This window comes from Acidaminococcus massiliensis, assembly GCF_900095825.1.
GTDB lineage: Bacteria > Bacillota > Negativicutes > Acidaminococcales > Acidaminococcaceae > Acidaminococcus > Acidaminococcus massiliensis.
Genome location: NZ_LT608315.1, coordinates 423,022 through 435,308, shown reverse-complemented (window position 1 = coordinate 435,308; position 12,287 = coordinate 423,022). Strand labels below are relative to the sequence as shown.

Here is a 12,287-nt window from a genome sequence, read left to right as displayed (position 1 = left end):
AATAAAAAAATGGAGGGGTGCTGCATATTTCGTGCAGCACCCCTCCATTTTTGTGATGGGTCACAGGGTAAAGGACTCATGGAGCTCGATCCGGGCTTCATTTTCGATGTGGACCGGTTCCCGGCTTCCCGTACTGATCTGGGCCAGCAAAGCATTCACCGCCTGCCGGACGATGTCGTCACTGGGCATGGCCACGGTGCTGACCGAGGGAATCAGGTAACGAGTATTCTGGGGATTCTGGGTGGCGAAACTCAATAGTTCCAGATCCCTGGGAACTCGGAAGCCGTATCTGTGCAGAGTATAGAGGACTCCGGAGACCATGGCATCGCTTTCGCACAGGATCATTTGAGGCTTTTCTTTTTGGGCGCAGAGGCTTTCTGTGGCAGCTGCTCCGCCCTCTGGGTTGTTGATCCCATGGAAAATCCAGCTATCCGGAACCTGGATCCCGAACTGCCGGCAGACAAAGAGAAAGGCTTCCGTCCTTCGGGATGTAGCCATATAACGAGTGCCGCTTTGGATGAGAGCAATCTTTTTATAGCCTTTCTGACGGATCAGGCTGGCCGCCTGGAGAGCGATTTTATTGCTGTCACAGCCGGAAGTGCTGAATTTGTTGCTTTCCCGGTTGATCAGCACCAGGGGCAGTTGGAGATCCAGGCTTTCCAGATAACGGATGTCTTTTTCACTGGCAGCTCCGATGATGGCCCCCGTGTAATTGTTCTTGATCAGCTCAGAACAGGATTTCGAGATCCGGTCGTTGATGTAGGGACGGACCAACAGTTCGCAGTCTTTCCCTTTTTCTTTTAGGGCATTCTGGATCAGGGAGAGGAAATACCCCATCAGGTTGGCCCGATAGTCCAACGGCCAGAAAAAGGCGATGACTGGTTTGTGTTCATCCTTATCATGGAGACGGCGGGCACTGAGATTGGGCTGGTATCCCAGTTCCCGCATAGCGGTCCGGATCCGTTCGATGGTGCTTTCCGGGATCCGATGTTCCGGTCCCCGGCCGTTCATGACCAGGGAGACGGTGGTGGGAGAGACTTTGGCCGCAGCGGCCACATCTTTTATGGTTGGCATAGAAAAGCTCCTTTTTGCAGAACATATTGTTTAGTAAATTATAGTAAATATCAGTAAAATCGTCAATGGTTAGTAAGTTCAGTAAAGTTAATGATAGGATGAAATATGTAATATAAAAAAGCAAAATCAAGAAATTATGGGAATGAATCGTTAAAACTGATTAAATAAAATGTACAGTTATGGAGAATTGACAATGCTAAAACGATTTACTATAATGCAATCAAGTAAAACGTTTTAGCTATTTTGAGTCACGCGTAACCTGAAAAACAAGCATTAGAAAGGGAGAATTCAAATGGCACACAAGAAAACCATGGACGGGAATGAAGCTGCGGCCTATGCCTCTTATGCGTTTACGGAGGTAGCAGCCATCTACCCGATCACTCCGTCCAGCCCCATGGCCGACCATGTGGACACTTGGGCGGCCAATGGAATGAAGAATATATTTGGGCAGCCGGTGAAACTGGTGGAAATGCAGAGCGAAGCCGGTGCAGTGGCCTCCATGCACGGGGCACTGGATGCCGGGAGCCTGGCCACCAGCTATACCGCCAGTCAGGGCATGATGCTCATGATCCCTACCATGTACCGGATTGCTGGGGAGCTGAAGCCGGCGGTGATCCATGCTGCTTCCAGGAACGTGGCTGCCAACAACATTTCCATTTTCGCAGAACATTCCGATGTGATGGCCTGCCGGCAGACCGGTTTTGCCCTCCTGGCTTCTTCCAGCGTGCAGGAATGCATGGACCTGGGGGCCGTGGCCCATCTGTCCGCCATCAAAGGACATGTGCCTTTTCTCCATTTCTTCGATGGGTTCCGGACCAGTCACGAGATCCAGAAAATCGATGTGCTGGATTTCCAGGATCTGGCCAAGCTGGTGGACTGGCAGGAATTGGAAAAATTCCGGAAGCGGAGCTTGAATCCGGAACGGCCCCTGCTGCGGACTGCGGGTCTGAATGCAGATACTTATTTCCAATGCCGGGAAGCTATGAATCCATATTATGATGCGCTGCCAGCCATTGTAGAAGGCTATATGGAGAAAATCAGCGCCCTCACCGGAAAAGAATACCACTGTGTGAATTATTACGGTGATCCGGAAGCGGAGCTGGTCCTCATCGGCATGGGCAGCGTGGCGGAAACTGCCGCAGAAACTATTGATTACCTGCGGCAGCAGGGAAAGAAAGTGGGCTATCTGGATGTCCATCTGTACCGGCCTTTCCCGGTACAGTATCTGCTGAAGGCTCTGCCTTCCACCGTCAAAGCTGTGACGGTATTGGACCGGACCAAGGAACCGGGAGCTACCGGGGAACCTCTTTATGAAGATGTCTGCTCCGTCCTGAAGGAATACCGCAGCAATCTTCCAGTGTATGCCTGCCGCTTCGGCCTGGCCTGCAAGGATACCACTCCGGCCCAGATCGTGGCTATGTACAAAAACATGGAACAGGTGGCCCCAGCCAACCACTACACCATCGGCATCAACGATGATGTGACCCATCGTTCCCTGGCTGTTGGGAAGGAAATCAACATCATCCCGAGCAGTACCTACAGCTGCAAGTTCTGGGGCCTTGGCTCTGACGGGACGGTGGGAGCCAACAAAAACACCATCAAGATCATCGGAGACCATACGGACAAATATGTCCAGGCCTATTTCGAATATGACGGCAAGAAGTCCGGCGGGGTCACCAAGAGCCATCTCCGGTTCGGGGATACACCTATCCGCAGCAGTTATCTGGTGCGCCATGCTGATTTCGTGGCCTGCCACAACAAGGCGTATGTACAGACCTATGACCTGATCAGCGACCTGAAGCCGGAAGGCAGCTTCTTCCTGGCCTGTGACTGGAAAACGGTAGAGGAACTGGATGCCCATCTGCCGGCTGCCATGCGCCGTGCCATTGCCCAAAAACACATCCGTTTCTACGTGATCGATTCCGTATCCATTGCGGCAGAACTGGGGCTGGGCAATCGGACCAATACCATCCTCCAGGCAGCTTTCTTCCACATTACCGGGATCATCCCTGATAATCAGGCAGTGCAGTATATGAAAGAAGCTGCTCTGAAGAGCTACGGCCGCAAAGGGGAAAAGGTCGTGAACATGAACTATGCAGCAGTGGACCGGGGCATCGGCGGTGCCGTGGAAATCCATTATCCGGAATCCTGGGCCGATTTACCGGATGAAAAGCCCCAGCCTCGGAAGGATGTGCCCGAATTCATCACGAAAATCTTGGAACCGGTGAATGCCATGCACGGGGACGAACTCCCTGTCAGCGCTTTCAAAGACTGGAATGACGGAACTTGGCCTCAGGCCACTTCCAAATATGAAAAACGGGGCGTAGCGGTGAAAGTCCCTGCCTGGGATGCTGCCAAATGCATCCAGTGCAACCAGTGTTCCTATGTATGTCCCCACGCGGCCATCCGGCCCTTCCTGCTGACACCGGAAGAAGTGGCGAAGGCTCCGGAACCCATGGCGGTGGCCGACACCCGGCCCAAAGCCAGCAATCTCAAATTCCGCATGCAGGTGGCTGTCCTGGACTGCCAGGGCTGCGGCAGCTGCGTCAGTGTCTGTCCGGTGAAGGCCATTTCCATGGAACCTCTGGACAGCCAGAGAAAAGAAGGAGCCAACTGGGAATATCTGGATGGGCTGCCGGAAGTCCGGAATCCCTACGGGGTACAGACTGTCAAAAACAGCCAGTTCAACCAGCCCCTGCTGGAATTCAGCGGTGCCTGCGCCGGCTGCGGAGAGACACCTTATGCCAAACTGGTGACCCAGCTTTATGGGGACCATATGTACATTGCCACGGCTACCGGCTGCAGCCAGGTCTGGGCCACCAGCTTCCCCAGCTTCCCGTACTGCAAGGACAAGAAAGGGTTCGGACCGGCGCTGGGAGGATCCCTGTTTGAAAACAATGCGGAATTCGGCATGGGGATCAGCCTTTCCGTGGAACAGCAGAGGAAAGCACTGTACAGCAAGGTGGAAGAACTGCTGGCAGCCCTGCCGGCGGACAGCGGACTGGCGGAAGCTGCCAGAGCCTGGATGGACAGCTTCGATGATGAAAAGCTGAGCGGGACGGCCAGCGATGCCTTTAAAAAGGCGTTGGCACAGGCCCAGGTCCCGGCTCGGGCTCAGGAAACCCTGGATTATATCCGAGCCAATGCAGAACACCTGCGGAAAAAATCCATCTGGATCTTTGGCGGTGACGGCTGGGCTTATGATATCGGCTACGGCGGCTTGGATCATGTGATTTCCACCGGAGCCAATGTGAACATGATGATCTTCGATACAGAAGTCTATTCCAATACCGGCGGACAGGCTTCTAAATCCAGTCCCCGGTCTGCTGTGGCCCAGTTTGCGGCCGCGGGGAAACGGACCAAGAAAAAGGACCTGGGCATGATGGCCATGAGCTATCGGGACGTCTATGTGGCACAGGTAGCAATGGGGGCCAATCCTGGCCAGCTGCTGAAAGCCGTCCAGGAAGCGGAAAGCTATCCTGGCCCTTCTGTGATCATCTGCTATTCTCCCTGCATCAACCATGGCCTGCGCTGCGGCATGGGGAATGTGATGGCGGAGATGAAGAAAGCTGTAGAATGCGGCTACTGGCAGCTGTACCGGTATGATCCCCGTCGGATCGAAGAAGGGAAGAATCCTTTCCAGTTGGACAGCAAGGAACCTACCGGCGATTATCAGGCTTTTCTCCAAGGAGAAGTGCGGTATTCCAGCCTGGCTCGGAAGTTCCCGGAAATTGCGCCGGCTCTCTATGCCAAGAGTGAACAGGATGCTCGGGAACGGTTTGCCTGCTACAAAGAACTGGCGGCAATGAAAGAAAATCAATAACAGACAGCATCAGAAATGGAAGAACAGGCTGTATTTCCTCTGCTTCCTGGGAAGAAGCAGAGGAAAGCGGCTTGATAAAAAGGAGACGGTAAAAAATGGCAACTCCCTTGATTGAAAAAATATTGGGTGCTCCTGCAGGGACTGTGGTTTCCTTCCAGCCGGACTGGTTGCTGGTGACCAATGGCGTGGCCCATCAAGCGGTACTGGAAGCACAGAACGTGGCACAGCCAGCCAAGGTCCAGCTTTATTTTGACCACAATGTCCCGACCGGAGATCCGGAAGCGTCCCATGTGTTCGACATCCTCCGAGATTTTGCTAAAAAATATGGGATTGCTTTTCATCAGGCGCTGGGAAGTGCGTATGAATGCCTGCTCCATATCGTCCAGCCGGGACAGATCTTGGTGGGCGGCGGCTTTCATGCTTCCATTCTGGGGGCCGCAGGTGCCTTGGGAATCGATGTTAGCCCCTTGGAATTGGCCAGGATTTTGGAAAGCGGAAGCTATCAGGTGGTGGTACCAGAGACCTTGACGGTGAGAATCCAGGGAACCCTGCCGGAAGGAATCAGCAGCATGGATGCGGCCTTGCAGTTTTTAACTGAAAATAAGGATATTTCAGGGAAAATGCTCCAGATCATCGCTCCCCAGTGGAATCTCCATCAGAAAAGCGTGTTCTGCAGCATGGTCTGCGGAACCGGCGCTTTTTCAGCGATTTGTACAGATGCCGGGACGCCTGACCGGGTCCTGAAATTGGACGGCTGCGGAGCCATGGCCGTAGGCCCCTGCGGCCGCCGGGAAAATCAAAAGACGGCGCCCATCTTCCCAGTTTCTCAACTGCGGGGCAGGTCGGTGGAAGCCGGCCAGATCGGCGGGTATACAGGCGGGACCATCGAGGACCTGCGGCGGGCTGATCATCTGATCCAGGGAAAGCAACTGGCCAAGGGCTTCCGGCTGAGCGTTTGCCCGGCCACCAGCGCAGATTACATCAAGGCAATGGAGGAAGGAATCATCGAACACTTCATCGATTATGGGGCACAGATCCAGGCAGCAGGGGACCGCAGTGAAGTACGGCAGGGAGCCGGCGTCATCGGCAGGGGAGAAACTCTGGTGACTACGGGGCTCTATACCTATGCCGGCTGTATGGGGGTGCCGGACTCCTCCGTGTATACGGCTTCTGTGGAAACGGTGATCCGGGCATCCTGGACCAAGAGTTTATAAAAGGGGAGAAGCAATTATGGAGAAAGTTTTCAGCGGAAGGATCTGGACCTTTGGCAATGATATCGATACGGATACCATCATCCCCGGCAAGCGAGGCACCATTCCCACCATCGAAGAAATGAAGAAGTATGCTTTTGAGCTGCTGAAACCGGAATTTGGGTCTACGGTACGGCCAGGGGATATCCTGGTGGCAGGCAGCAATTTCGGCTGCGGGTCTTCCCGGGAGCAGGCAGCTACGGTCCTCAGCCACAATGGAGTACGGTGCATCATCGCCAAAAGCTTTGCTCGGATTTTCTTTCGGAATGCCTTTAACAGCGGCATCATCCTGCTGACCTGTGATGGGATCCAGGATGTGGTAAAGGGAGGTGACATCGTCACTGTCGACCTGGAACAGCACAAGGTCAGCGCCAATGGGAAGGAGTTCCCTGTAGGTGCCATTCCCCAGAATCTTTTCGATATCGTAGCTCACGGTGGGTTGATTGCCGATACGAAACGGAGATTGGCAGGAGGGTTCCAGCCGGAACCCCATAAAGAACTGGATGACCGGGAACGGCGCAGGAAAGGCTTTACCCTGGCGGAAAAGATTCTGCGGAAAAATGCGGGAGTAGAACAGGTCAAACCAGGGGATATCGTGATTTCCCACCCGGATATGTTCATGATCCATGATATCTATACCCCTTATCTGCTGGATACCCTTCACCAAATCGGAGCCAAAAAAATCTTTGCTCCGGACCGGGTGACCATTGTGTTCGACCATTGCATGCCTACGGCGGTGGCGAAAAATGACTCGGCTCATTATGATGCAGGACTGGAACTGGCCAAAGAGTACGGAATCGAAAAACTCCACATCGGGGAAGGGATCTGCCACAGCCTGATGCATGAAAAAAAGTATGCCAGACCGGGCTGCGTAGCCACAGCAACGGACAGCCATACCACCACCTACGGAGGAGCCGGGTGTTTCTGCAGCGGCATCGGGACGGCGGAAATGGCGGCGGCCTTGATTACCGGGGAACTGTGGTTCAAGATCCCGGAAGCCATCAAAATCGTCCTGAATGGGCATCTGCCCAAAGGGGTCCTGTCTAAAGATGTGATCCTGAAAATCCTGGGGGATATCAAGGCGGATGGAGGACAATACAAGAGCCTGGAATTTACCGGTCCGGCCGCTCATGAAATGAGCATGGATGCTAGGTTCACTGTGGCCAACATGGCCTTGGAAGCAGGAGCCAAATGCGGTCTTTTTGAGGCAGATCAGAAAACGGCCGATTACTATGGCGTCCCCCTTTCGGAAATCGATTGGGTGACCATGGACGAAGAGGCCCAGTACGAAAAAGTACTGACCTATGATGTGAATGAATTGGAACCCCAGCTGTCCTGTCCTCAGGGCGTGGATAATGTCCATCCTATCCGAGAGGTGGAAGGGACTCCCATGGATGAAGTTTATCTGGGCAGCTGTACCAACGGGAGCATCGAGGACCTGGCCATTGCTGCAGAAATCCTGAAGGGAAAACACGTGCCGGAAACCATGCGGTTCATTGTGGTTCCTGCCACCAATGCGGTCTTTAAGGAAGCCATCCGGCGAGGCTATATCCGGACCTTCATCGAAGCAGGGGCTGTCATCTGCCATCCTTGCTGCGGGCTGTGCTGCGGTATGCCCTATGGGCTGATGTATGACGATGAGCGGATCCTCTCTACAGCCAATCGGAATTTCATCGGCAGGCAGGGAACCAAGAAGACCCTGAGCTATCTATGCAGTCCAGCAGTGGCAGCGGCTACGGCTCTTACTGGCGTAGTGACTGATCCTCGGAAACTTTGAGAAGGAAGTGCCGTGATGCTGAAAAATTTTGAACAGATGAAAGAAATGCTCCGGCAGCAGCAGGGGAAACGGCGGGTGGCAGTAGCTGTAGCCCAGGATGAACATACCCTCCAGGCGGTGAGCCAGGCTGCTCGGGACGGTTTGGTCCGTCCGGTACTGATTGGAAAAGAAACAGAAATCCTGGAAATCCTGGAAAAAATCGGCTGCCCAGAACTGGAAGTGGACATCATCGACCTGGAAGATCCGGTGGCATGTATCCAGAAAGCAGCGGACTTGGCCCGGGAAGGCCGGGTGGACTGTATCATGAAGGGCAAATGTCAGACCGGGACGTTGATGAAGGTCCTGGTGAACAAGGATACGGGAATCCGCACTGGGGACATCATGAGCCTGGTGGGATTCTTTGAAAGTCCTTATTACCACAAAGTATTCGCCATTACGGATCCGGCTCTTCTGACCTATCCGGATCTGGAACAGAAAAAAGCGGAAATCCGCAATGCGGTAGGCGCTTTCCATGCTTTGGGAGAAAAGGATCCTAAGGTGGCCATGCTTGCTGCTGTGGAAAAAGTGAACCCCAAGATGCCGGAAACGGTGGAAGCGGATGCCATCAAACGGGAAGGTATCCCCGGCTGCACACTGGAAGGGCCCATCAGTCTGGACTTGGCCATGGATCCGGAAGCGGCCCGGATCAAAGGCTATGAAAGTCCGGTGGCAGGGGATGCGGATCTGCTGGTACTGCCGGATATCGTGGCAGCCAATGCGGTGGCCAAGGCCATCACGGTCATCGGAGGCGGCAGGACCGGTGGGGTGGTCCTGGGTGCAAAAGTTCCGGTGCTCCTGGTTTCCCGGGCCGCTTCTGCCGATGATAAATACATGTCCATTGTAGTGGCTGCCCTGATCGGCCACGGCTGTTAAAAGACAAGGGGAATTTCATATGAAACAAGATATCCAATTCCAAGTTTGCGGACTGCAGTTCAAATATTTCCTGCCATTTTTCCTGATCATCATGATCTGTACCTATATGGGCTGGCTGCCTACCACCACGGTCTATGCCAATACAGCAGGAAAATATGTGGCGACCAACTACATTGCCACTGGAGCTTTCCTGATGGCGGTCGGCGGGCTCTTTTTCTGGCTTGGGGACGCGGTTCCCATCGTCAATAAATATCTGGGCGGTTCCTGCCTGCTGCCTCTGTTCGGGGCCTCTCTCATGAATTATATGGGCATGATTCCCCAGACTTTGGTCAATGGATGCCGTGTCCTGATGAAAACAGGGTTCCAGGATGCCTATATCGCTCTCCTGCTGGTGGGATCCGTCCTGGTCATGGATCGGAAAGTGCTGATGAAGGCTACCGTGCGGTATCTGCCCACAGTGGTAGGAAGCCAGGTCTTTGCCTTGGGCTTCTGCATCCTGGGAGGCTGGCTCACCGGGTTCGGCTGGAAAGAAGGAATGTTCTATGTAGGCGCTCCCTGCATGTCCGGCGGTTCTGCCGGTGCTATGACCACGCTGCCGGCTCTGTATTCCAATCTGGCGGGAAAGGATCTGACGGGGCTGGCAGGACAGTTCCTCTGTTATGCCTCCATTTCCAATGTACTGGCCGTACTCTTTGCCGCTGTCGGCGGTCCTCTTACAGAAAAGATCCCTGGTCTCAACGGGCGGGGGAAGATCCTGATGAACCAAGATGCTATTGAAGCAGAAGATGAAGTCAAGGGGGAAAAGAGAGACGTGACTTCTGCCGATTACAAGAAACTGGGCGGGGGCATCTTCATGGCTCTGGTCCTCTACCTGGCTGGCGTCCTGCTGGCCCACATCCCGGGGCTGAATCACATTGCCGGCCTGGCTTGGACCATCATCCTGGCCATTCTGATCAAGACCACTAACATCCTGCCGGAAGATGTGTCCTATGACTGCGTCTATTCTATGCAGTTTGCCCTGAAGGCCATGCTGCCCATGCTGATTGCCGGCATCGGGGTCTGCTCCCTGCGCATCACCGACCTGACCAGCTATTTCTCCGGCGGCGTGCTGCTTGTGATTTTCTTGGGAGTCTTGGGTGCCATGGTGGGGGCCATGCTTTTCGGCCGCCTTGCCGGGCTGTATCCCTATGAAGCCGGAGTTACCGCCGGCCTGTGCTGCTGCAATATCGGCGGTTCCGGAGATATCGCCGTGCTGACCGCTGCCAAACGGATGGACCTTCTGGCTTTTGCCTCTATTTCCACCCGGATCGGAGGGGCCCTAATGGTCATCTGGCTGGGGCTTCTGTATCCGCTTTTCATGCTGTGATGCTGCTTTTGCCAGGAGCTGGAAATTTACAAGATTTCCGTTCCTGGCTCTTTTTATCCTGTTGGGAGGAATCATATGATGAAGGAATATAAAGTATTTGCCATCAATCCAGGCTCTACATCTACTAAAATTGCCCTTTTCCAGGGAGACGTGGAAGTGTTCAGCAAAAATATCACCCATGAAGCTGCTGAACTGAAGCAGTTCCGGGAAATCCTGGATCAGCTGGCTTATCGAAAGAAATCTATCCTGGAAGCTCTCCAAGAAGCCAATCAGAGCCTTACTGGTACCGATGCTTTCGTAGGGAGGGGAGGAGGATTGGTCAGTGTGGTAGGGGGTACATATCCCGTCAATGACAGGATCCTGGCCGATCAGCGCAATAAAGTCAGTGTCCAGCATCCAGCCATTTTGGGAGCCCAGCTGGCCCATGAATTCGTAGAAGAGTACGGGGGACAGGCTTTCATCGTCAATCCTCCTGATGTGGATGAGTTCATCGATGAGGCTAGGATCACCGGGCTCAAGGGCCTTTACCGGGAAAGCAAGCTCCATGCCCTGAACCAGAAAGAAGTGGGGATCCGTTATGCCAAAAGCCTGGGGAAACGATATGAAGAGATAGATCTGATCATCTGCCATATCGGGGGCGGCATCTCCGTTACCGCCCATCGGAAAGGGAAGATGATCGATTCCAATGACATCGCCCAGGGAGACGGACCGATGGCGCCTACCCGCTGCGGTGCTCTGCCGGTGAAAGATGTGGTACGGATGTGCTTTTCCGGAAAGTTCACAGAAGAAGAAATCTATCAGAAAATCACCAAGAATGGGGGCCTGGTGGATCATCTGGGGACCAGTGATGCCCGGGAAGTGGGAAAAAGGATCGCTGCCGGGGACGGGTATGCCAAATTGGTCTATGACGCCATGATTTACCAGATTGCCAAACAGGCCGGAGCCATGGCGGCAGTCCTGGAAGGAAAGGTGGACGGTATTGTCCTGACCGGGGGCATCAGCTATGATCCCTATGTGGATGCAGAACTGAAACGGAAACTGCAGTTCATTGCGCCGGTTACAATAATGGCCGGAGAATTTGAAATGGAGGCACTGGCAGCTGGTGCCCTGCGGGTCCTTACCGGAGAAGAGGAACCCAAAACCTATACGGGGATCCCCTGCTGGAACGGGTTCCATCTTGGCTGACTGTCGAAAGTTGAAGCCCTGGACACCCTTTTCCCAGACATTTCTCCGTTATGGGAGCATCCTTGCAGGATGTGTCCTGATGGCTGGCGCTTTCCATATTTTTTTTGTTCCCCATCATTTCCTGACAGGGGGCCTTACCGGGCTGGCCATTATTTTCTACTATCTTTTCGGGTGGCCTCCTGGGATGGTAGGTTTTCTGCTGAATTTCCCTTTGTTCTATCTGGCCTGGCGGTATATCAGCCGGAAATTCTTTGTGGACAGCCTGATTGGAACCTTCCTTTTTTCAGCGGCATTGGATGGGTTGGCTTTTCTCCAGGGAAAAGTCCAGGTAGAGGATCCTATCCTCGGTTTGGCTGCCGGCGGAGTCCTGACAGGACTGGGCTATGCACTGGTTTTCCGGGCCGGTTCCACCACAGGTGGAGTGGACATCCTAGGGTTCCTGAGCCAGAAATACTACAATGTTTCGGTGGGGACCACCAATTTCCTGTACAATTTTACCTTGATGCTGGCGGCTCTTTTCTTTCTGGGGCTGACTCCAGTGCTGTACAGCATGATGATGTTCTTTGTGATCTTCAAATCTACCAATACCTTCGTGGTGGGGTTCGATTTCAAGAAAAGCATCCTGATCATTACAGAAAGGCCGGAGAATATCAGTACCCGGATCCTTCATGAACTGGACAGGGGGGTGACCTTCCTCCAGGGAGAAGGAGCTTATTCCCGCCGAAAACTGCAAGTCCTCCTGGTGGTCCTGAAACTGACCCAGCTGGCCCAGCTGAAAGCCATCGTACAGGAAGAGGATCCTCAGGCTTTTGTGGCCATACAGGATGTGAATGAAGTCGTGGGAAAAGGATTCACCTGGTGAAAGATTTTTTCTGGCTGAAAATTGACTTTGGGAGGTAA

The 12,287-nt window shown here is 53.7% G+C and carries 8 protein-coding genes; 7 read left to right on the top strand and 1 reads right to left on the bottom strand.

Annotated features, from left to right (window positions below):
• Positions 1 to 60: 60 nt before the first annotated feature.
• Complete coding sequence (locus tag BQ2657_RS02215) at positions 61 to 1,074, bottom strand: LacI family DNA-binding transcriptional regulator (protein ID WP_075579174.1); 1,014 nt, start codon at positions 1,072 to 1,074, stop codon at positions 61 to 63.
• Between the two features lie 292 nt (positions 1,075 to 1,366).
• Here BQ2657_RS02215 and nifJ point away from each other — a divergent pair, with 292 nt between their 5' ends.
• The 7 genes from nifJ to BQ2657_RS02180 all read left to right on the top strand — a co-directional run bounded on the left by nifJ (position 1,367) and on the right by BQ2657_RS02180 (position 12,249).
• The gene (nifJ, locus tag BQ2657_RS02210; protein WP_075579173.1) at positions 1,367 to 4,897 is read left to right on the top strand and encodes a pyruvate:ferredoxin (flavodoxin) oxidoreductase; all 3,531 of its coding nucleotides are present in this window, start codon (positions 1,367 to 1,369) and stop codon (positions 4,895 to 4,897) included.
• Positions 4,898 to 4,992: 95 nt separating this feature from the next.
• A complete protein-coding gene (locus BQ2657_RS02205) occupies positions 4,993 to 6,111 on the top strand; it encodes an aconitase family protein (RefSeq protein WP_075579172.1) in 1,119 nt (372 codons plus the stop codon).
• 16 nt (positions 6,112 to 6,127) lie between these two features.
• Positions 6,128 to 7,924, top strand: coding sequence for an aconitase/3-isopropylmalate dehydratase large subunit family protein (locus BQ2657_RS02200; protein WP_075579171.1), 1,797 nt, complete (start codon positions 6,128 to 6,130; stop codon positions 7,922 to 7,924).
• 15 nt (positions 7,925 to 7,939) lie between these two features.
• Positions 7,940 to 8,836: a phosphate acyltransferase gene (locus BQ2657_RS02195; RefSeq protein WP_083236140.1), complete on the top strand. Its 897-nt coding sequence runs from the start codon at positions 7,940 to 7,942 to the stop codon at positions 8,834 to 8,836.
• A gap of 19 nt (positions 8,837 to 8,855) precedes the next feature.
• A complete protein-coding gene (locus BQ2657_RS02190; RefSeq protein ID WP_075579169.1) occupies positions 8,856 to 10,202 on the top strand; it encodes a 2-hydroxycarboxylate transporter family protein in 1,347 nt (448 codons plus the stop codon).
• A gap of 78 nt (positions 10,203 to 10,280) precedes the next feature.
• Positions 10,281 to 11,387, top strand: a complete 1,107-nt coding sequence (gene buk / locus BQ2657_RS02185) for a butyrate kinase (RefSeq protein WP_075580950.1) — start codon at positions 10,281 to 10,283, stop codon at positions 11,385 to 11,387.
• Complete coding sequence (locus tag BQ2657_RS02180) at positions 11,380 to 12,249, top strand: YitT family protein (RefSeq protein WP_390621263.1); 870 nt, start codon at positions 11,380 to 11,382, stop codon at positions 12,247 to 12,249. Before buk ends, BQ2657_RS02180 begins: the two co-directional genes overlap by 8 nt.
• Positions 12,250 to 12,287: the final 38 nt, after the last annotated feature.

What these genes read in the sequence shown, in the direction of transcription:
- BQ2657_RS02215 (WP_075579174.1), bottom strand. Translation starts at nt 1,074, where the DNA reads ATGCCAACCATAAAAGATGTGGCCGCTGCGGCCAAAGTCTCTCCCACC.
- nifJ (WP_075579173.1), top strand. Translation starts at nt 1,367, where the DNA reads ATGGCACACAAGAAAACCATGGACGGGAATGAAGCTGCGGCCTATGCC.
- BQ2657_RS02205 (WP_075579172.1), top strand. Translation starts at nt 4,993, where the DNA reads ATGGCAACTCCCTTGATTGAAAAAATATTGGGTGCTCCTGCAGGGACT.
- BQ2657_RS02200 (WP_075579171.1), top strand. Translation starts at nt 6,128, where the DNA reads ATGGAGAAAGTTTTCAGCGGAAGGATCTGGACCTTTGGCAATGATATC.
- BQ2657_RS02195 (WP_083236140.1), top strand. Translation starts at nt 7,940, where the DNA reads ATGCTGAAAAATTTTGAACAGATGAAAGAAATGCTCCGGCAGCAGCAG.
- BQ2657_RS02190 (WP_075579169.1), top strand. Translation starts at nt 8,856, where the DNA reads ATGAAACAAGATATCCAATTCCAAGTTTGCGGACTGCAGTTCAAATAT.
- buk (WP_075580950.1), top strand. Translation starts at nt 10,281, where the DNA reads ATGAAGGAATATAAAGTATTTGCCATCAATCCAGGCTCTACATCTACT.